21 protein-coding genes are annotated in these 20,132 nt (G+C 62.1%); 11 read left to right on the top strand and 10 right to left on the bottom strand.

Features of this window, described 5'->3' with window-relative positions; genetic code table 11:
- Nucleotides 1–56 precede the first annotated feature (56 nt).
- On the top strand, nt 57–1,427 hold the full coding sequence (locus tag BM026_RS14185; protein WP_093529082.1) for an MFS transporter: 1,371 nt from the start codon (nt 57–59) through the stop codon (nt 1,425–1,427).
- Between the two features lie 35 nt (nt 1,428–1,462).
- On the opposite strand, the gene BM026_RS14180 is transcribed toward BM026_RS14185, so the two are convergent.
- A complete protein-coding gene (locus tag BM026_RS14180) occupies nt 1,463–2,266 on the bottom strand; it encodes a SirB1 family protein (RefSeq protein ID WP_093529080.1) in 804 nt (267 codons plus the stop codon).
- A gap of 187 nt (nt 2,267–2,453) precedes the next feature.
- Between BM026_RS14180 and BM026_RS14175 the strand changes: the two genes are divergently transcribed.
- On the top strand, nt 2,454–3,473 hold the full coding sequence (locus BM026_RS14175; RefSeq protein ID WP_071488616.1) for a Glu/Leu/Phe/Val dehydrogenase family protein: 1,020 nt from the start codon (nt 2,454–2,456) through the stop codon (nt 3,471–3,473).
- A 54-nt stretch (nt 3,474–3,527) separates the two neighbouring features.
- Here BM026_RS14175 and BM026_RS14170 read toward each other — a convergent pair whose 3' ends face one another.
- Entirely contained in the window at nt 3,528–3,788 is a 261-nt protein-coding gene (locus tag BM026_RS14170) for a YebG family protein (protein WP_003171979.1), read from the bottom strand.
- 248 nt (nt 3,789–4,036) lie between these two features.
- On the opposite strand from BM026_RS14170, the gene BM026_RS14165 reads away from it, so the two are divergent.
- Complete coding sequence (locus BM026_RS14165; protein ID WP_058427808.1) at nt 4,037–4,525, top strand: phosphate-starvation-inducible protein PsiE; 489 nt, start codon at nt 4,037–4,039, stop codon at nt 4,523–4,525.
- Here the strand turns inward: BM026_RS14165 and BM026_RS14160 are convergent.
- Together BM026_RS14160 and BM026_RS14155 are read right to left on the bottom strand one after the other, a co-directional pair.
- Nucleotides 4,522–4,836, bottom strand: a complete 315-nt coding sequence (locus tag BM026_RS14160; protein ID WP_092240918.1) for a DUF3509 domain-containing protein — start codon at nt 4,834–4,836, stop codon at nt 4,522–4,524. The genes BM026_RS14165 and BM026_RS14160 overlap by 4 nt on opposite strands.
- Nucleotides 4,837–5,170: 334 nt before the next feature.
- A complete protein-coding gene (locus BM026_RS14155) occupies nt 5,171–6,547 on the bottom strand; it encodes an L-serine ammonia-lyase (RefSeq protein WP_071488618.1) in 1,377 nt (458 codons plus the stop codon).
- 137 nt (nt 6,548–6,684) lie between these two features.
- Here BM026_RS14155 and BM026_RS14150 point away from each other — a divergent pair, with 137 nt between their 5' ends.
- Nucleotides 6,685–7,632: a LysR substrate-binding domain-containing protein gene (locus BM026_RS14150; protein ID WP_092240922.1), complete on the top strand. Its 948-nt coding sequence runs from the start codon at nt 6,685–6,687 to the stop codon at nt 7,630–7,632.
- 212 nt (nt 7,633–7,844) lie between these two features.
- A complete protein-coding gene (locus BM026_RS14145) occupies nt 7,845–8,255 on the top strand; it encodes an HPF/RaiA family ribosome-associated protein (protein ID WP_092240924.1) in 411 nt (136 codons plus the stop codon).
- Between the two features lie 51 nt (nt 8,256–8,306).
- On the opposite strand, the gene BM026_RS14140 is transcribed toward BM026_RS14145, so the two are convergent.
- Nucleotides 8,307–9,818, bottom strand: coding sequence for an MFS transporter (locus BM026_RS14140; RefSeq protein ID WP_093529077.1), 1,512 nt, complete (start codon nt 9,816–9,818; stop codon nt 8,307–8,309).
- A gap of 105 nt (nt 9,819–9,923) precedes the next feature.
- Here BM026_RS14140 and BM026_RS14135 point away from each other — a divergent pair, with 105 nt between their 5' ends.
- Entirely contained in the window at nt 9,924–10,796 is an 873-nt protein-coding gene (locus BM026_RS14135; RefSeq protein ID WP_093529074.1) for a LysR family transcriptional regulator, read from the top strand.
- On the opposite strand, the gene fecA is transcribed toward BM026_RS14135, so the two are convergent.
- From fecA to BM026_RS14120, 3 genes are all read right to left on the bottom strand, one after another.
- Nucleotides 10,793–13,129, bottom strand: a complete 2,337-nt coding sequence (fecA, locus tag BM026_RS14130) for a TonB-dependent Fe(3+) dicitrate receptor FecA (RefSeq protein ID WP_092240930.1) — start codon at nt 13,127–13,129, stop codon at nt 10,793–10,795. The genes BM026_RS14135 and fecA overlap by 4 nt on opposite strands.
- A gap of 91 nt (nt 13,130–13,220) precedes the next feature.
- A complete protein-coding gene (locus BM026_RS14125; RefSeq protein ID WP_093529071.1) occupies nt 13,221–14,162 on the bottom strand; it encodes a FecR domain-containing protein in 942 nt (313 codons plus the stop codon).
- Nucleotides 14,159–14,647: a sigma-70 family RNA polymerase sigma factor gene (locus BM026_RS14120; RefSeq protein WP_071488625.1), complete on the bottom strand. Its 489-nt coding sequence runs from the start codon at nt 14,645–14,647 to the stop codon at nt 14,159–14,161. Before BM026_RS14120 ends, BM026_RS14125 begins: the two co-directional genes overlap by 4 nt.
- A 170-nt stretch (nt 14,648–14,817) precedes the next feature.
- Between BM026_RS14120 and BM026_RS14115 the strand changes: the two genes are divergently transcribed.
- Genes BM026_RS14115 through BM026_RS14095 form a run of 5 tightly spaced genes read left to right on the top strand, consistent with a single transcriptional unit; the run spans nt 14,818 to nt 18,579 of the window.
- Nucleotides 14,818–15,120: a DUF3649 domain-containing protein gene (locus tag BM026_RS14115; protein WP_071488626.1), complete on the top strand. Its 303-nt coding sequence runs from the start codon at nt 14,818–14,820 to the stop codon at nt 15,118–15,120.
- Entirely contained in the window at nt 15,117–16,691 is a 1,575-nt protein-coding gene (locus tag BM026_RS14110) for a PepSY-associated TM helix domain-containing protein (protein ID WP_093529067.1), read from the top strand. Before BM026_RS14115 ends, BM026_RS14110 begins: the two co-directional genes overlap by 4 nt.
- A complete protein-coding gene (locus BM026_RS14105) occupies nt 16,692–17,018 on the top strand; it encodes a DUF3325 domain-containing protein (RefSeq protein WP_092240936.1) in 327 nt (108 codons plus the stop codon). It abuts the gene before it with no gap.
- Between the two features lie 8 nt (nt 17,019–17,026).
- The gene (locus BM026_RS14100) at nt 17,027–17,605 is read left to right on the top strand and encodes an RNA polymerase sigma factor (RefSeq protein WP_071488629.1); all 579 of its coding nucleotides are present in this window, start codon (nt 17,027–17,029) and stop codon (nt 17,603–17,605) included.
- A complete protein-coding gene (locus BM026_RS14095; RefSeq protein WP_093529064.1) occupies nt 17,602–18,579 on the top strand; it encodes a FecR family protein in 978 nt (325 codons plus the stop codon). The genes BM026_RS14100 and BM026_RS14095 overlap by 4 nt, the downstream gene beginning before the upstream one ends.
- Here the strand turns inward: BM026_RS14095 and BM026_RS14090 are convergent, their stop codons facing one another.
- Entirely contained in the window at nt 18,580–18,930 is a 351-nt protein-coding gene (locus tag BM026_RS14090) for a glutaredoxin family protein (RefSeq protein WP_093512355.1), read from the bottom strand.
- The gene (gene yejK, locus BM026_RS14085) at nt 18,930–19,934 is read right to left on the bottom strand and encodes a nucleoid-associated protein YejK (RefSeq protein ID WP_010212893.1); all 1,005 of its coding nucleotides are present in this window, start codon (nt 19,932–19,934) and stop codon (nt 18,930–18,932) included. The genes BM026_RS14090 and yejK overlap by 1 nt, the downstream gene beginning before the upstream one ends.
- Nucleotides 19,935–20,132: the final 198 nt, after the last annotated feature.

The raw sequence follows: 20,132 nt of genomic DNA, 5'->3' as shown, positions 1-20,132 counted from the left end.
AGCCCCTTCCACATTTTGACCTGCAACACCCTTATAAAAATAACAGGTACCTTGCGATGCATAATCAGATTGCCAGCTTTCGCGCGGCACTCGACGCCCGTCCGGTGTCGCGCTACCAGTGGTTGATTCTCCTGTTGCTGGCGCTGCTGCTGGTGACCGATGGCTACGACGCCCAGGTCCTGGGTTATGTGGTGCCGGCGCTGGCCCAGGACTGGGGGCTGGAGAAGGCTGCCTTTGGCCCGGTGTTCAGCGCCAACCTGCTCGGGCTGACCTTGGGCTCGTTGCTGGTCACCCCGCTGGCGGATCGTTTCGGGGTACGCCGTATCCTGCTCGGCTGTGTGCTGATCTACGCCACCCTGACTGTGCTGATGGTGTTCGCCAACTCGCTGACCACGTTGATGGCCGCCCGATTCATCTGTGGCATCGGCATGGGCGGCGCAATGCCGAGTGCGATGGCGTTGATGTCGGACTATTCCCCTCCACGCCTGCGCACATTGATGGTGACTTTGGCGGCTTGTGGTTTCTCGTTCGGCGGCGCGGCAGGCGGGTTTGTGGCGGCGGGGTTCATCGAAGGGTTTGGCTGGCAGGCCGTGTTTCTCGCCGGTGGCGTGACGCCGTTGCTGCTGTTTCCGTTTCTGGTGTGGCTGTTGCCGGAATCCTTGCCGCGTCTGTTGCGCGACGCTCCGCCTTATGCGCGGCTGCAAAGCGTGACGTCGCGGATGTTGCCGGGCTGGCAACCGCCGTTGGCCACCGAGGCGCAAAACCAACAGGAGCAGGGCAGCAAACTGACGGTGGTGGAGTTGTTCCGCAATGGTTATGCACGACCGACGCTGCTGATCTGGGCGACCTTTTTTGTCAGCCTGATCCTGTTGTACTTCATGATCAGCTGGTTGCCGTCGCTGCTGCTGGAAAGTGGACTGGCGTTGAAAGAAGCCAACCTGGTGACCTCGATGTTCCTGTTTGCCGGGACCTTGGGCGCCATCGGCATGGCCTGGTTGGCCGACCGTTTGAAAAGCAAGGTGCGGCTGTTGTCCGGCGTGCTGGCGATAGCGGCGGTGTGCACCATCCTGCTCGGCCTGAACCATGACAACCCCCGTTACCTGGTGGCCTGTGTGTTTGCAGCCGGGTTTTGCATCATCGGTGGGCAACTGACGCTCAATGCCTTTGCCAGCAATTTTTATCCGGCACAGGTGCGCGCCACGGGGACGGGCTGGGCGTTGGGGGTGGGGCGGTTTGGTTCAATCCTGGGCCCATTGTTTGGCAGCATGTTGCTGGCGATGCATATCCCGGTGGAGCAGATTTTCTTCTTCTGCGCGATACCGGCGGTAGTGGCGGCGTTGTTGATTATCCAGGTGCGTTCGCCTGGGGCTGGGGGGCCGAAGAGCGCGATTCCCGGCGATATTCTCAAGGCACCGGCCAATCACTGACACGGCGAGCGAACTGGCTGTGGCAAGTCGTGGGTTCAGTGCACCACTGAGTTGGGCGGCAAATGCCCCAGGCGTTCGGTCAGGCGCAGGCGCTGGATCGGGTCTTCGCTGAGCATCAGCGCGTGTTCCAGATCGAAGCGCTCGGCGTTGGGGCAGTCCAGGCGCTGGTACAGGCTGGCCCGTGCCAGGTAATCGGCGGCGCTGGCATTGCCCAGTTCCAGCACACGTTCGGCGTCGACCAGGGCCTCGAGCGGGGCGTCGTTGGACAGGTGCAATTGCCGCAAGTTGCGGGACAGTCGCTGCAGGATCGAACGCGGGTCGGCGGTGTGCAGGTGGTCGGCCTGCAGCTTGAGGTTGGGGCCGTACTGGCGTTGCAGCAGGTCGCGGCAATCATTGGGATACAGGCGCCGGCCGCCGCATGGGTCCAAGAGGTGATCGGCGCCGGGTACGCGCAGCAGGAAATGCCCGGGGAAGTTCACGCCGACCATGGGGATATCCATCCGTCGCGCCAGCTCCATGGCGATCAGCCCCATCGCCAGGGGTTGTCCGCGCTTGCGTTGCAACACCTTGTCCAGCAAGGCGGCGGCGGGGCGCAGCGGGGTGAATTCATCCTGGGCAAACCCCAGGTCATTCAGGCGCCGCAGCAACGGCTGGCCCAGCTCATCCGCCGGCAGCATGGGCATGCCGATGTTCACCTGTTGTTGCAGCAGCGTCAGCTCCTGCAGAATCACGGATGGCTGCACCGCCGGGTCATGCTCGGCCGCAATCCACAACGCTGCTTCAAACAGCGCGGGCGGGGAGCTTTCCAGGCAGGCGAAAAAGGCTTTGCGGGGGTTCATTGCAATCTCCGGCGGATGCCCCCGTTTTAGCCTTGCTGGGAATTTTCGTCCAGTGGCTTGGGAAATATCCTGCGCGCTTATGTCGCAAGCCCTACCAAATCGGCCGGCTTATTCCAGCGTATTCCGGCAGTTTTCTACCGCAAGCCTATACTTGGCCCACTACCAGAAGTGACTCGGGAGCTTGACGATGTTTGCTCTCATGCACAGCACCCGCCTTGAATCGCTGCACTTGAGCGTCGACCCGGTCACCGGGCTGAAGGCGGTCATTGCCATCCATAACAGCCGTCTGGGGCCTGCCCTTGGCGGCTGTCGCTACCTCTCCTATCCCGACGACGAAAGTGCCGTGGCAGATGCTGCGCGCCTGGCCCAAGGCATGAGCTACAAGGCGGCCCTGGCCGGTTTGCCGGTGGGCGGTGGCACCGCCGTGATCCTGCGTCCCGCTCATGTGGAAAACCGTGCCGCCTTGTTTGAAGCCTTTGGACGTTGCATCGAACAGCTCGACGGACGCTACATCACCGCCATCGACAGCGGCACTTCGGTGGCCGACATGGACTGCATCGCCCAGCACACCCGCTACGTCACCAGCACCACCGCTGCGGGCGACCCTTCGCCCCACGCTGCCATGGGCGTGTTCGCCGGCATCCGCACCACCGCCATGGCACGCCTGGGCAGCGACAACCTCGAAGGCTTGCGTGTCGCCATCCAGGGCCTGGGCAACGTCGGCTTCGCCCTGGCTGAACAACTGCACGCGGCCGGGGCCGAACTGCTGGTGAGCGACATCGACCACGGCAAGGTGCAACTGGCCATGGAGCAACTGGGCGCACACCCCATCGCCAATGACGCCTTGCTCAGCACGCCGTGCGACATCCTCGCCCCCTGCGGCCTCGGTGCCGTGTTCAACCGCCAGAGCGTCGGCCAACTGCGCTGCGCCGCCGTGGCCGGTTCCGCCAGTGCACAACTGACCCACCTCGACAACGCGGATCAACTGGAGGCGCGTGGCATCCTCTACGCACCGGACTACGTGATCAACTCGGGAGGGCTGATCTACGTCGCCCTCAGGCACAGCGGCGCAGAGCTCCCTTCCATCACCGCGCACCTGTCCAACATCGGCACGCGCCTCACCGAAATCTTCGCCCACGCCCAGGCCGAAAAACGCTCACCCGCCCGCGTGGCCGACGAACTCGCCGAGCGCCTGCTTTACCAATAGCCAGGTATTAAAAAGGCCCTGAACCAATGATTCAGGGCCTGTTCAATTCGGGCTTTATTCCGCCGCCGCGTTCAGCAACTCGGACAACGCGTCCGGCTGGCTCTTGAACGCCTTGGCGAACACATCGCGGTTCTTCGCCATGTAGATCCCGGCTTCTTCCACCTGCTGCTCGCTCAGGGACGGCACGGCTTTTTGCAACACTTCTGCGAGCAACTCGGCGAGTTCAAGCATCTTGTCATGACGGTCAGCTTCGGCTTTATCCATGAACAAACGCTCCAGATCTCGGCTGCTGCGGTATACCACTTCGACGGCCATTCACCACCTCACATGCCTTCACGATAGTTGTCTTTTGCGACTACTGTATTTATATACAGCGAAAAGGGTAAGCCAAACCGTGGGGTTTGGGTAGCAGTTTTTTAATGTAGTCTGGAAATACGGGATTGGAGTGCCTCATATCACCCCGCCATCATCTTATACCTGCCCCTGGCCTTTTTTCTGCATGCAGAACAACCGTCACGTCCAACCCGCATTATCCGGTCGAGTCGACCTAAGGAAGCATCATCGTGAAAATCAACTGGGCCGAAAGGCTGCGCCAGCAAGTACATGGTCTGGCCGAGTCCCTGGGCAATCTGTTCGTCGAGTCGTTCCACTACCTGGCGCTGTTCGCCATTGGTGCGGTGACGGCCTGGGCGGCGGTGATGGAGTTTCTGGGGATGCTGGAGAACGGACACATCAAGATCGATGACATCTTGCTGCTGTTCATCTACCTGGAATTGGGCGCGATGGTGGGGATTTACTTCAAGACCAACCACATGCCGGTACGCTTCCTGATCTACGTGGCAATCACCGCGCTGACGCGTCTGCTGATCTCCAACGTGTCCCATCACAACCCGCCGGATGTAGGCATCATCTACCTGTGCGGTGGGATTCTGCTGTTGGCGTTCTCGATCCTGGTGGTGCGCTATGCCTCATCGGCATTCCCTTCCGTGAAGGTCGAAGGCCCGCGTCGCAAGGGCGAGGCGAGCCTGGAAACCGAGAAGGGCGAGCTTTAAAGCCCGACGCTGAAGGGCAGGGTACGGGCAGGCGGGCGCTGTAGCACTTTGTGGTCGCCATCCGTCATTACCGTGAGGATGTCCATGGCGCTGTGGCCCTGCTCGATGGCGATGCCGAACTGGATGCTCTGCACCAGACGCTTGAGCCGCTTGGGATCATTGCGTTGCTCGGCGCTGATCATGCGTTTGGCTACCACGCCCTGCTCGTTGGAGAGGGTCAGCATGATGCTGCCGTCCAGGCGTTGGATGCTCAGATTGACGCGGTATTGCGGGGTGAAGGTATCGGTGATGATCTGAAAAGGATTGTCCATGGTGTGTTACCGCCTGATAAGAACATGCAGTCATTGACGACCGGTGTCGGGATTAGTTCGCGTCTCCTGACCACCGGCCACTTCGTCGTTGAGGTTTAACAAAGTCCGTTTGCCTCATGAGCTGTACAGCAAAGGCCGTGCCGTGTGGGGCGCGTATCTCAATGTGGGAGGGTGCTTGCCGCCGATAGCAGAGCTTCAGCCAATGAATGCTTGGCTGGAAGACCGCTATCGTGGGCAAGCCCCCTCCCACCGTTGTTTTGGGTCGTGCTTGAGTGGGGTGACCTGTTTCAGGGCAGTCCCGAGAAAACGATCGCTGACAGCGCAATCAAGCCAATCAGCACTCCACCCAACTGACCGCCAGGCCGCCCCGTGAAGTTTCTTTGTATTTGTCATGCATATCGGCGCCGGTATCGCGCATGGTGCGGATCACCCGGTCGAGGGAAATGAAGTGCTTGCCGTCACCGCGCAGGGCCATTTGCGTGGCGTTGATCGCCTTGACGGCGGCGATGGCGTTGCGCTCGATGCACGGCACTTGCACCAGGCCACCGACCGGGTCGCAGGTGAGGCCCAGGTTATGTTCCAGGCCGATTTCCGCGGCGTTTTCCAGTTGCTCGGGGGTTGCACCGAGCACGTCGGCCAAGCCGGCGGCTGCCATGGCGCAGGCCGAACCGACTTCGCCCTGGCAGCCAACCTCGGCACCGGAAATGGAAGCGTTTTTCTTGCAGAGGATGCCGACGGCGGCGGCGGCCAGGAAGAAATTGACCACGTCGTCGTCAGACGCGTCGGCGTTGAACTTCATGTAGTAATGCAGTACGGCCGGGATGATCCCGGCGGCACCGTTGGTCGGCGCTGTGACCATGCGCCCGCCGGCGGCGTTTTCTTCGTTGACGGCGAGGGCGAACAGATTGACCCATTCCATGGCGGACAAGGTGGAGGTGATGACATTCGGCTTGCCGATTTCCAACAGGCTGCGGTGCAGTTTCGCCGCGCGACGTGGCACATCCAGGCCGCCCGGCAGGATGCCTTCATCGCGCAGGCCTTGCTCCACGCATTCGCGCATCACCGACCAGATATGCAGCAGGCCACTGCGGATATCGGCGTCGCTGCGCCACGCACGTTCGTTGGCCATCATCAGTTCGGAAACCCGCAGGCCGTGCTTGTTGCACAAAGCCAGCAGTTCGACAGCGCTGGAGAAGTCGTAGGGCAATTGCACATCGCTGGCTGGTGCGATGCCGGAGGCGGCTTCGGCGGCTTCGATAATGAAACCACCGCCTACCGAGTAATAGGTTTGCTCGCTCAGCAGGCCGTTTTCACCGTAGGCGTGCAGGGACATGGCGTTGGGGTGGTAGGGCAGGCTTTCGTCCAGTAGCAGGAGGTCGGTGTGCCAGTTGAAGGCAATGTCCTGCTGGCCGGCGAGTAACAGTCGCCCGGATTCACGCAGTTGCTGGATACGCGCATTGATCGAGGTGGGGTCGACGGTGTCCGGCCACTCACCCATCAGGCCCATCACACAGGCGCGGTCGGTGGCATGCCCTACACCGGTGGCGGACAGCGAGCCATACAAGCGTACTTCCACGCGGCGGGTGGCGCTCAACAATCGTTGGTCGATCAGGGCTTGGGCAAAGGTCGCCGCCGCGCGCATGGGGCCGACGGTATGGGAGCTGGAAGGGCCGATGCCCACTTTGAATAGATCAAAAACACTGATAGCCATGCTAAACCCTTACAAGCAATGGAGTAGGAATCGCTGCCATGTTTTGTAGGACGAGCGCAATTGGCGCGATACTGAGCCTCTGGCACGGCACTGACCAACGAATTATCCTAAGACACCCTTTAGCAGGACTAAACGCTATGATCCGGCCCCTCCATGGCCAGACGTATGTCTGGCTGCACGTTTTTTCCTGTGCTGCGCGGCACCTGTCGTTCACCCGTTGTGCCGAAGAACTGCACATCACGCCGGGCGCGGTGAGCCAGCAAATCCGCCAGTTGGAAGAGCGATTGGGGTTTCGTCTGTTTCATCGACGCGCCCGTGGGGTGGAGCTGAGTGCCGAGGGGCAACGTTTGGCCGCGACGGTGGGCGAGGCTTATGGCAGCATCGACGCGGAGTTGCAGCGCCTGGACGCGGGAATGATCAGCGGCACCTTGCGCCTGCGCTCGATCCCGTCGTTTCTCGGCAAGTGGCTGACCCCTCGGTTACCGCGTTTGCAGCAGCGCTTTCCGGATATCCAATTGCGTATGGTCGCCGAGGACAGCAGCATCGCCTTGCATGAGGGCGACTTCGACCTGGCCGTCGACTTGAACGACGGCAGCTACCCCGGCCTGTTATCCACCGCCTTGCTCGACGAGCAGATCTTCCCGGTGTGCGCGCCGAGCCTGCTACGCGGTCGCCCACCGTTGCATGGGCCGGCCGACCTGGTGCATTTCCCGCTGCTGCATGACATCACCGCCTGGCGTGGCAGTTATGAGTATGCGGAGTGGGAGTTTTACTTGAATGCCATCGGCTACCACGACGCCGATGTGCGCCGTGGCCACACCTTCAACCGCAACCACCTGACCATCGAAGCCGCCATCGCCGGCATGGGCGTGGCCATCGCACGCCGCACCTTGCTCAACGATGAATTGGAGCGCGGCACCTTGATCGTGCCCTTCGGCCTGGCCGTGCCTAACCATAAACGCTACGTACTGCTGTATGCGCCGGGTGCGCTGAGCCATCCGGGCGTGCGTGCGGTACATGATTGGCTGGTGGAGGAGGCGGAGATCTTTCGCGGATTGCACCCGTTGGGAGAGGGGCAACTGTAAGGTTGATTGCACGTAAGAAGATGTAACTAACTCCCCACCCTAACAGCGTTTTTGCTCGTCGTCAGGCTTAATTTGTAATGTAGGATTTATCTTTGCAAAGGGGTTGAATTGTTCTGCGGACTGCTCAATTGTGTAATCAAGAGGTCATGGTTTCACCGCCCCGGTGTCGCAGTTGTGACCTCTCGCGAGCTAGCTGAAATAAGGGAAGAACTATGCAAATCCAAGTCAATAGCGATAACCATATTGAAAGCAGCATCCGACTGGAGGAGTGGGTACGTACTACCATTGAGAGCACGCTCGAACGTTACGAAGAAGACCTGACCCGAGTGGAGGTCTACCTGCGGGATGAGAACGGCGACAAGCCCGGTCCCCACGATTTGAGTTGCCGCCTGGAAGCGCGGCCAAAAGGCCATCAGCCACTGTCGGTGCTGCATAAGGCCGATACGCTGGAACAGGCCATCGACGGTGCGGCGACTAAGCTGGACCATGCGTTGGAACATCTGTTTGGCAAACTGCAAGGCAAGCCACGCGCTGCCGCGAAAAACCAGCCAATCAATAAAGTGAATGAAGACGCGTTGGAAGAGGAATTCCTGGAAAACGAAAACGCTGTCATTAACGGCTGACCGATTTTCACCCCCCTACAAACGGGCCTGCAACTGCAGGCCCGTTTTCATTTACTGTCCGCGTCGGAAAAAGTACCGGCTCGATAGCGCCAGCCCACATGCACCCAACCCTGCAAACAGCATCGCCCAGCCGGCACCGTGGCGCAGTGCGGCCTGGGCCTGCGCGGCGTTCAACGCCGGTACATCGAGCTTGCCGGCCGCAATGTTCTGGCTGATGCCCGGCCAATCCAGCGCCGTGGTTTCGGGCAGCACACCGGCCAGTTGATCGCTGATCCCCAGCAACAGCACCAGCCCCATCAACGCGATGTTGAGCGCCAGGGTAATCAGCCGTGCGCTGAGGTCGATGCCCGAGGCCATGCCGGCGCGGTCCGTCGACACCGAGCCGGTCGTGGTGTTGGTGGTGGGGGAGTTGGTCAGCGCCAGGCCTGTGCCGGCAATGATGCAACTGCCCAGGATCAGCAGGATACTGGGTTGCGCCACCCCATTGGCAGCGGCCATGGCCAGGAAGCCGACACCCATCAACCCCAGGCCCAACGGAATGATGCGCTCGGCGCCATAGCGCAGGGCCAGGCGCTCAGCCAGCGGCGGTACCAGCAGTGTGGGCAGGGTGTAGGCGAGCAGGGCGCCGCCGCTGGTCAGGGTGTCGTAGCCCAGGCCGGCCTGGAAATACAGCGGCAGGTAGATCATGAACGGCCAGAAGCTGAAATTCATGCCGATCGAGCCCATCAAGGCGCCATTGAAGCGCTGGATGCGCAATACCGAGAAGTCGAACATCGGGTGGGCGCTGCGTCGTTCAACGACGATGAACAACAGCAACCCGGCCACCGCCAGTCCCGCCCAGCCGAGCATGACCGGTGTGCCAAAACCGTTCTCGGTGCCCTGGGTGATGAAATAGACCAGCGCGAACACCGACAGCGTCAAGGTGAGCATACCGGCGATGTCCAGGCGATGGCCGGCCGGGTCACGGGACTCCTGCACGCTGACATGCAACAGCACCAGGGTGAACAGGGTGAGCGGTACATGCACCAGGAACACCCAGCGCCAGTCCGCTACTGCCAGGATCAACGCCCCCACCATCGGCCCGAAGCCCAGGCCCACGCCGGCGATTACACCCCAGATTGCGAACGCCCGTGCCCGCGCCGCCGGTTCGCGAAACAGGTGCGACAGAATCGCGAACTGGCAGATCATCATCGCCCCGGCGCCCACGCCCTGGACGAAGCGCGCGGCAATCAGCGTCGGTGCATCGTTCGCCAACCCACACGCCAGCGAAGCCAGTCCGAACAACCATAGGCACAGCACCAGTATGCGCTTGCGGCCAAAACGGTCCGCCAGGGTGCCGGCTGCCATCAATACGCTGGTGCAGGCCAGGGTGTAGGCATTCATGATCCATTGGGCATCCTGGAAGCCTGTGCCCAATTGCTGCTCCAGCGTGGGCAGGATCACCGGCACGCTGGAGATTTCCAGGCCGAACATCAGGGCGACGAGGCACACGGCGGTGAGGGCGAGGCCGTTTCTGGCGGTGCGAGGTGGGTTGATGGCCGATAAGGTGGCGGCGGGTGGCATGGGATTCTCCTGAGGTCGACGGGTCGTTAGATTTTCAGGGGAATCTGTTTCTTTATTCGTGATAAGTTTTCCGTCAACAGGGGAATCAAGGGCGACAATAAAATCATGGCCACTGCGCGTTTCGATGGCGTTGAACTCTTTCTGCAGATCGTCGAAAGCGGCAACCTGACGGAAGCCGCCGAACGCCTGAACCTGACGCGCTCGGCGGTGGGCAAGGGCCTGGCGCGGCTGGAGGCGCGGCTGGGGACTTGCCTGTTGCAGCGCTCCACTCGCCGCCAGCGTCTGACGGAAGACGGGCAGGCGTACTACGAGCATTGCCTGCGCGCACTGGCCGAACTCGAAGCCGCCGAATCGGTGCTGGAGAGTGGCCGGCAGTTGCCACGCGGCCGGCTGCGCGCCAGCGTGCCGCTGGCCTTCGGGCATCACTATGCGGCGCCCGCGTTATGGGGGTTGATGGACCGTTACCCGCAACTGGAGATCGAGGTGTGTTTTGCTGACCGTATCACCGACCTGGTGCAGGAAGGCTTCGATATCGCCGTGCGAATCGGTGCTTTGCCTGACACCGAACGCTTGAGTGCACGGCGCCTGGGCGAACAGTCCGTGGGGCTGGCCGCTTCACCGGCGTACTTGCAGCGGGTGGGACGGATTGAATCGACGGATGACCTTGCCGGCCACCGCGGCATTGCCTACCGCAGCAACACCCCGCACCGTTCGCGGGTCGTATCGCCGTTGGTGCTGGATGACCTCCAGGCCGTGGCGGACGCTGCTATTGCAGGCGTCGGCCTGGCCTGGTTGCCCAGTTGGTTGATTGCACACTATGTGCTGCGCGGGCAGTTGGAAGCGGTGTTGCCCGCCTACCGTGAGCAACCCTCGCCGATCCACGTGATCTGGCCGACCGCCGCGCATATGCCGGCCAAGACCCGCTGCGCCATCGACGCCCTGGTCGCGGCCACTCCCAGTTGCCTGGCGGGCAGTTAGAACGCGATCGAGGTCTGTACGTACACCGTGCGCGGCTCGCCGACGTATTTGCCCTTGTTGTTATCGTCGAACGAGCGCGTGTAGTACTGCTTGTTGAAGATGTTTTTCACCCCCACCGCTACGTTCAAATCCGACAACTGCGGGCCGAAGTCGTAGGCGGCACGGCTGCTGAACAACATATAGCCCGGGATACGTCCGTTGGCACCGTCGGCACTTTCGGCCTGGGTGTTGGCGTTGTCGGCGAACTGGCTGCTCTGGTAGCTGCTGTCCAGGTTGAGTTTCCAGCGGCCTTCGGTGTAACCCACGCCAAGGGTGCCTTTGTGCTTGGACGAGAAGGGCACGCGGTTGCCTTTGTTCGGGCCGTCCTCGCGGATGGTGGCGTCGACGTAGGCGTAAGTGGCGTACACATCAAACCCGGCCAGCGCCGGGCTCAAGCCATCGAGCGCGTAGTTGACGCTGGTCTCGATACCCTGGTGGCGGGTTTCGCCACGGGCAATCACCGAGTCGTTGGTCTGGTTGCTTTCGTACTGGTTGTCGAAGTTGATCAGGAACGCGCCGATCTCGGCACGCAAGGTGCCGTCGTCGTAACGGGTACCCAGTTCCCAGGTGCGGGCTTTTTCCGGTTTCACTTCGCCGCTGGTCACGCGGTTGGGCATCTGGCTGTACTGCACGCTGCCGAACGAACCTTCGGTGTTGGCATAGAGGTTCCAGCTGTCGGTGAGGTGGTAGAGCACGTTCAGTGCCGGCAGCGCGGTGTTGTAGTCACCCTTGTATTTGACGTTGCTCAGGTTGTTGGTCTGCTGGGACTCGATCATCTCGTAGCGCACGCCCGGGGTGATGGTCCACTTGCCGATATCGATCCGGTCGTCGATGAAGAATGCATTGGCTTCGGTGCCGCCACGGGTGTCGCGGTCGTTGCGGCTGTTGGTAGTGGGAATCTGCTGGTTGGCGGCAATCGGCGTGCGATAGCGCAGCTCGTGGCCGGCCTCGTTGATGTAGCGGTAGCCGACGCCTACTTCGTGGCTGGTCGGGCCCACATCAAAGCCTTGGGCGAAGCGGGTCTCGATGCCACGCACCCAGTACTCGCGCGGGGACAGCGAGAGGAAGGTGCCCTGGTCCAGGTAACCACTGCGCAGGGTCTTGGTGAAGAAGCTATTCACGGTGAACTCGCGACGATCCTGCTCATAGCGGTAGCCGACGTTGAACATCGTGCGGCGGCCCCAGAATTTGTCGTAGGGGCGGGTGGACTGGTACGGATCTGCCTTGTAGTCCGCAACGTTCAACCCCCCAGGCATATCGGCCTGGCCTTCGTAGTACTGCGCCATGGCGTTGAAGCTGTTGGCGTCGTCGAGCTGGTATTTGCCCTTGAGGATCAGGTCATCGATGCGCGTGTTGCTGTTCTCGCGCCAGTCGCCGCCACGGGTGCCGGAGTACAGCAGCGCACCGCCCAGGCCATTGTCGGCCGTGCCGCCGGCCAGCAGGTTGCCGGTGGTCTTGAAGCCGTCATGGCTGGAGGACGGGCTGGTTTCGGTCTGCAGGCCGCCTTTCACCGTGGGCGCATCCGGGATCGCGCGGGTCACGAAGTTGACCACGCCACCGACGTTCTGCGGGCCGTAGCGCACGGCGCCGCCGCCACGCACCACGTCGACGGCATCCATGTTGCCCATGCTGATCGGTGCAAACGACAACTGCGGCTGACCGTACGGCGCGAACGGCACCGGGATGCCGTCCATCAGTACGGTGGAGCGTGACGCCAGGCGCGGGTTGAGGCCGCGAATACCGAAGTTCAGCGCCATGTCGTGGCTGCCGGTGCCGTTGTTGTCCGGGGCGTTGACGCCGGGGATGCGATTGAGCACGTCCCTGGCCTGGGTGGCGCCCTGGCGTTCGAACTCTTCGCGGCGGATCACATCTCGGGCGCCGGGGTGTTCGAACACATTGGTTTGCGCTGCGTCGCCGAGCCAGTCGCCGACCACGCTGGAGGTGCCCAACTCAATAGTGGTCGGTGCATTGGCCGGTTGCAGGCTGTAGGCATTGTCGCCTTCGGCGCGGGCTTGCAGGCCGGTGCCTTCCAGCAGTTTCTGCAGGCCGTCGGCGGCGCCATAGTTACCGGACAAGCCACGACTCTGCATGCCTGCGGTGACTTGCGAACCGAAGGAAATCAGCACACCCGCTTCACGTCCGAATTGATTCAACGCCGCTTCCAGCGAAGTCGGCGCGATGTGATACGGCTTGGCATCGGCCGCCATGGCGTGTGGCAGTACCGTAAGACTCAGGCTGGCGCCAAGTAGGAACTGGCGCAGGGTGCGGGCGAGAAGCGTGGGTTGCTGGGGCATGAAGAGCGGTCCTGAGAAGGAAGGATCAAGGGGGCTTTCTTTCTCTGTCACGCGAGGTGTGGAAAACGGCTCACAGTGTTTTGAATTAATTTCAGGCGCGTGCCTGCACCGTCACCCAATACCGCGTGAAGCGCCGCACTTTCACCGGCAGGCTCACTTCCAGCAGGTCCAGAATCCGTTCGCTGTCGTCCAGCGGGTAGCTGCCGGAGATCAGCAGGTTGGCCACCTGTGGGTCGCAATTGACCTGGCCACGACGATAACGGCCGAGTTCGCCGAGGAAATCTTCCAGGCGCATGTGAGCTGCGACCAGCATGCCGTCGGCCCAGGCGCCGCTGTTGGCGTCGCTAGGGCGCGGGGTGTCCCAGCCTTTGCGGGTGAAGTTGACCAGGCGCGCGGCCTCGACTGTCAGCGGCAGGCCGCTGTAGGTGTTTGGTATTACCTCGACGCGGCCATTGAATACCGCCAGCTGGGTGTGGTCGTTGAACTGACGCACGTTCATGCGTGCGGCCTGGCTGGTAAGTAGACCCTGGCCGGTCAACACGTTAAGCGGTGTATTGCCGGCGATACCGGTCAGCAGGATTTCGCCTTCAAGCAGGCGGATCAGTCGTTGCCTGCCATCGAAGTGCACATCCACCGCGCTGCCGGTATTGAGTTGCAACTGGCTGCCATCGGCCAATTGCACCTTGCGGCGTTGGCCGATGGGGCTGCGGTAGTCGGCGCTCAGCGGCGGCAGGATATGTTGCTGGCGCAGGCCCCAGGCGGCGGCCGAACCGGCGCCGAGGATCAACAGCAACTTGAGCGCCTGGCGGCGGCTGGTGGAGGTTGGCGCGTTCAACGCCGCATGGGCAAGGGGCGAGGGCATGCCGCGCAGGCGCTGGTTGACGCGTTGCATGTGGTCCCAGGCGCGCTGGTGTTCGCTGTGGGCGTTCAGCCAGTGTTGCCAGGCAGCCTGCTGGCGAGGGTTGAGTCCACCTTGCTGCATTTCCATCAGCCAATGCACGGCCTGTTCGGCGACTTGAGTGGAGAAGTTCATAGGGCGAAATAGCAGCGCATGGCCGCTTTGGTCAGGTGACGTTTGACGGTGGCGATGGAAATCCCAAGCTCCGCGCCGATTTGCGCGTAGGTCAGCCCATCCAGTTGCGCCAGCAGGAAGGCGCGCTTGACCTGCACCGGCAGGCCGTCGAGCAGTTGGTCCAGCTCGACCAGGGTTTGCAGGATGATTGCGCGTTCTTCTTCCGATGGCGCCACGTGTTCGGGCATGTGTGCCAGGGCATCGAGGTAGGCGCGTTCCAGGTCCTGGCGGCGGTAGAAGTTGAACAGCACGCGCTTGGCAACCGTGGTGAGAAACGCGCGGGGCTCGACCAGGGTGGGCGTTTCCCGCGCGGTGAGCACGCGCATGAAGGTGTCCTGGGCCAGGTCGGCGGCGCTTTCCGGGCAGCCGAGCTTGCGTCGCAACCAGCCGGTGAGCCAGTGGTGATGGTCGGTGTACAAAACTTCGACGGTGTTGGACGGGCTCAACGGGGACACTCCACAAGCATCGCCATGCTTTAGAGAACAAGAATTGTTCGCATTGTAGGGCGCGTGAGTGGCTTCGGCAATCCATCCGCACAGGTGATTCATCCGTTCTGTTTTGCTTATGAGAATATTTATCATTAATATTGCGCGCTGATGAACCTGGCGCCTCCCGCATGAAAAGCAAAACCTCGCTGCCTGTCTCCTATCGTCTCGCCGTGACCTCGCGTGTGCTGGCTGCCGTGGTGGGCGGTTACCTGATGGCGTCCCTGGCCAGCATCTGTCTGGCGCTGTGGCTGCCTACCTCTCGCGCCGATGCGGTGATCACCGGAATGATGAGTTCCTTCGTGTTTTACCTGCTCGCTGTGCTCTGGTGTTTCGCCTGCCGCAGTGCCGCACGCGCCTGGTTCGGTGTGCTGCTGCCAAGTGCGGCGTTCGCCACCCTGGCGGGCGTGGGCTTGTGGATGACACGAGTATGAAAGAGGGTTTCCGTCAGGCCATGGCCTGGTTGCACACCTGGGCCGGGTTGATCTTCGGCTGGCTGCTGTTTGCGATTTTCCTGACAGGCACCCTGTCGTATTTCAAGGACGAGATCAGCCACTGGATGCAGCCCGAAGTGCAGGCCCGTCCCCTGGACGATGCGCGCAGCCTCACCGTGGCCCAAACCTATCTGCAGCAGGTCGCACCCACCGCCGCGCGCTGGTTCATCACCTTGCCGGACAGCCGCGACCCCGGCCTGTCAGTGATGTGGCAGGACAAGGTCGACCCCGGCAAGCGTGGCAACTTCATCCAGAAAACCCTCGACCCCGTCACCGGCCAGGCCGTGCAGGCCCGTGAAAGCATGGGCGGCGAGTTCTTCTACCGGTTCCACTTCCAACTGCAAATGCCTCACCCGTGGGGGCGCTGGCTGTCGACCATCGCCGCGATGGTGATGTTCATCGCGCTGATCACCGGCATCATCACCCACAAGAAAATCTTCAAGGACTTCTTCACCTTCCGTCCCCGCAAAGGCCAGCGTTCCTGGCTCGACGGGCACAACGCGGTGGGTGTGCTGGTGCTGCCTTTCCATTTGATGATCACCTACAGCAGCCTGGTGATCTTCATGAGCATGGTGATGCCGGCGCCGATCCTGGCTTCCTATGGCAACGACACCCGCGCCTTTTTCAGCGAGGTGTTCCCGAACACCAACAACGCGCCTGCATCGGGCCAGCCAGGCACATTGCTGCCGCTGGTGCCGATGTACGAGCAGGCGCGGGCACAGTGGGCGGGCGGGCATGTGGGGCGCGTGGCGGTGAATAACCCCGGCGATGTGAACGCCTCGGTCAATGTATTGCGCGCCGGTTCCGACAGCGTAGTGCACGATTTCGGCAGTACCGTGTCCTTCAATGGCAGCACCGGCGAATTGTTGCGAGTGAGCGGCGGGCAGTCGCTGCCGGCGGCCATCGGCGGCAGTTTCTACGGCCTGCACATGGGCCATTTCGCCGGCCCGGTGCTGCGCTGGTTGTACTTTATCTGCGGGCTGGCGGGCACGGCGATGATCGGCACCGGGCTGGTCATCTGGCTTGGCAAGCGTCAGCTCAAGCACCTCAAGAGCAATGTGATGCCGTTTGAACTGCGTCTTGTGGAAGTACTCAACATCGCCAGCATGTCCGGCCTGATGATCGCCATCGCGGCGTTTTTCTGGGCCAACCGCCTGCTGCCGGTGACCTTCGCCGAACGTTCCGGCTGGGAAGTGCAAACCTTCTTTATTGCCTGGGGCCTGAGCCTGCTGCACGCCATCCTGCGGCGTGGCCGCCAGGGTTGGGTCGAGCAGTTGAGCGTCGGCGCATTGCTGTTTATCGCCATTCCATTGCTCAACGCGTTGACCACCTCGCATCACCTGGGCGTTTCATTGGCCACCGGAGACTGGGCCATGGCCGGCTTCGACCTGACGAGCCTGGCCAGCGGAATATTCCTCGGCTGGGCCGCCTGGAAGATGCGGCATCGCACCGTGCCTGCGCCCAAGGTTGAACGCACACGCGGGTTGACGCTCAAGCAGGAGGCGAACTGAATGCTGCTTGCACTGCTGATGTGCTACGCCGGGTTTGCTGCGCTGTGCTTGTCCACCGACCGTCATCACGGCGAACTGTTGCACAGTAGACCCACGCCTCGCCGGCGCCTGGGTTTGCGTGTGGCTGGGTGGTTGCTGCTGACCGTGTCGATCTGGCCCGCCGTGGCCATCTCCGGTTGGGGCCAGGGCCTGGTGGAGTGGTGCGCCGTGTTGATGCTCAGCGCACTGCTGTTGGTGCTGCTGTTGCCGTATCGGCCAAGGCTGGCCCTGATCCTGGCGGGTGTCGGCCTGCTCGCCAGCCCTGTCGCAGCCTTCGCCACACTCTGAGCCCGTCCATGATGATCAGCACCCCACCGGAACCCCAGGACAGCCAGCACGCTGACGCGGCCGGTGGGCGTGCGCATTTCCTGCAGGTGTTCCTGTCCCAGCGTTCGCAGATGGAGGCCCTGGTGAGTCGCCGCGTGGGGTGCCGCGCCACGGCGGCCGACCTGGTGCAGGACCTGTTCCTGCGCTTCTGGCGCCGGCCGCTGGTGCAGGTCGAAGAACTCAGCACCTACCTGCTGCGCTGCGCCGGCAATATCGCCATCGATCACCTGCGCAGCGAAGGCGCGCGGGTGCGCAGCAGCGAAGGCTGGCTGCCCGAACAGCACGACAACCAAGGCTCCGAGCCCCAGGCGGCGCTGGAAGCCGGCAATGATCTGCGCCATGTCGAAGCGGCGCTGCGCAGTTTGCCCGAGCGCACGCGGCAGATTTTCCTGCTCAACCGCATCCACGGCCGCAAGTACGCGCAAATCGCCAAGGCCATGGGCCTGTCCCAAAGTGCCGTGGAAAAACATATGATGCGTGCCCTCGAAGCCTGCAAAGCCAGCCTTCGCGACCCCTCATCCCCACGCACGCCAGGGAAAGCACCGTGAACGTCATCCCCACGCCCGCCCAGGAACAAGCGGCCCTGGCCTGGTTGAGCCTGCTGCACGACCAGCCCAGCAGTGGCGACCAGGCCACGTTCAGCCAGTGGCTGCGGGCCGACCCTGCACATGTCGAGGCCTATTCCCAGGCCCAGGTGCTGTGGGAGTTGAGCGAAGTCCCGGCGCGCAAGCTGGCGGACGAAGAAGCCATGGCCTTGCAGGGCTACCTCAATGCGATGAACACCCCGAAGCGTTCGCGGGTGCTGCGTTGGTACGGGGCGTTGGCCATGGCTGCCTGCCTGGTGGTGATGGTGTCCATGGGGGCTGGTTGGCAGCCGTCGCGCTGGGTCGATGACCTTGGCGCTGACTACGTGACGGCACCCGGGGAAATCAAGACCGTCACGCTGGCCGACAACTCCCAAGTCACCCTGGACGCTGACAGCGCCATCGCCGTGGATTTCAACCATGGCGAGCGGCGTATCCAATTGCGTCGCGGGGCCGGCTTTTTCAGCGTGACCCACACCGGGCAATCCTTCGTGGTGGCGGCGGGCAGCGGTGAAGCGCGGGTGCTGGGCACCCAGTTCGAAGTGCGCCTGCAACCGGCAGGCGCCCAGGTGACGGTGTTGTCCGGACGGGTTGGCGTGACGCCGTCAAAGCAGGGCCAACAGCAGGTTCTTACCGCCGGCCAGCAAGTGGCCTACGCCGATGGCATTGCCGAACCAATGCATGGGGTCGACAGCGAATCACGCCTGGCCTGGCGCGACGGCTGGCTCAACTACTACAAGGCGCCCTTGGCGGACGTAGTGAAGGACCTGGGCCGTTACTACCCCGGTCGCATCCTGTTGCTTAACGAAGAGATGGGCGCCAGGCGTGTCAGCGGCAGCTTCCCTAGCAAAGACCCACAGGCTGTGCTGAATGCCTTGCAGGTGGTTCTCGGTTTTGAACAGCACCAGGTGCTGGGGCGCATGATCGTGGTGCGCTGATTACTTCAGCGCCGCCATGATCTTCTCGGGGCTGTATTCGCGAATCAGCGTGCCGTTCACGTCCACAAACGGAATCCCGCCGCCGCCCAACGCCTCATACGTCTTGCGCGCCTGGGCGTCTTTCTCGATATCGAACGCCTGGTAGGGGATGCCTTTCTGGTCCAGGAAACGGCGGATCTGCTTGCAGTACCCGCACCACTCGGTGGCATACAGCACCACGCGCGCCGAAGCGCGCACTTGTTCAGGGGCTACCTGCGATGGGTTGAACACCCGCTCGATCTTGCCCCAGTTCTGGATCACCACCACCACCAGCAACACCAGCAGGACTTTCTTGAAGACCCCGCCCAGCATCAGTTACGGCGCTTGAGCTGGTCGGTCAGCTGGGTCGGCAGGCCCTTGATGATCAAGGTGCCGGCGGCTTCGTCGTACTCGATCTTGTCCCCCAGCAGGTGTGCTTCAAAGCTGATGGACAGGCCCTCGGCGCGGCCGGTGAAGCGACGGAACTGGTTGAGGGTGCGTTTATCCGCCGGAATCTCCGGCGAGAGGCCGTAATCCTTGTTGCGGATATGGTCGTAGAACGCCTTTGGCCGATCTTCATCGATCAACCCCGAGAGTTCTTCCAGGCCCATGGGTTCGCCAAGCTTGGCCTGGCTGCTGGCGTAGTCCACCAGGGTCTTGGTCTTTTCGCGGGCGGATTCGTCGGGCAGGTCTTCGCTTTCAACGAAGTCGCTGAAGGCCTTGAGCAGGGTGCGGGTCTCGCCCGGGCCGTCGACGCCTTCCTGGCAGCCGATGAAGTCGCGGAAGTACTCCGAGACCTTCTTGCCGTTCTTGCCCTTGATAAACGAGATGTACTGCTTGGACTGCTTGTTGTTCTGCCATTCGGACACGTTGATCCGCGCCGCCAGGTGCAGTTGGCCCAAGTCCAGGTGACGGGACGGGGTCACGTCCAGCTCGTCGGTCACCGCCACGCCTTCGCTGTGGTGCAGCAGGGCGATGGCCAGGTAGTCGGTCATGCCTTGTTGGTAGTGGGCGAACAGCACGTGGCCGCCGGTGGAAAGGTTGGATTCTTCCATCAGCTTCTGCAGGTGCTCGACTGCGGTGCGGCTGAAGGTGGTGAAATCCTGCCCACCGTCGAAATACTCCTTCAACCAGCCGCTGAACGGGTGCGCGCCCGACTCGGCATGGAAGAAACCCCAGGCCTTGCCTTGTTTGGCGTTGTAGCTCTCGTTGAGGTCGGCAAGCATGTTCTCGATGGCGGCCGACTCGGCAAGCTCGGAGTCGCGGGCATGGAGAACTGCAGGTGTGCCGTCGGGTTTTTTGTCGATCAGGTGGACGATGCAATGACGGATCGGCATAGGCTTCTCGGCTGGTTGAGAGGGGAGCGGTGGGCCTCCCCGAAAAGTCGCCAAGTGTACCGCACCATTGGCCAAGACGTGCTTCGAAGGGTGTTTTGGGCACCTTCCGACGGGGCATATGCCTTTTTTTCACGGTTTAGAGCGATAAAGCTGACCAAATGGGTAGGTAGAGGCGGATATTTCCCCGTCTCTGTGCTA

The organism is Pseudomonas sp. NFPP24 (assembly GCF_900112095.1).
Lineage (GTDB): Bacteria > Pseudomonadota > Gammaproteobacteria > Pseudomonadales > Pseudomonadaceae > Aquipseudomonas > Aquipseudomonas extremorientalis.
Note: the sequence above shows the minus strand (reverse complement) of the source record. Positions and strands in the feature narration are given on the sequence as shown.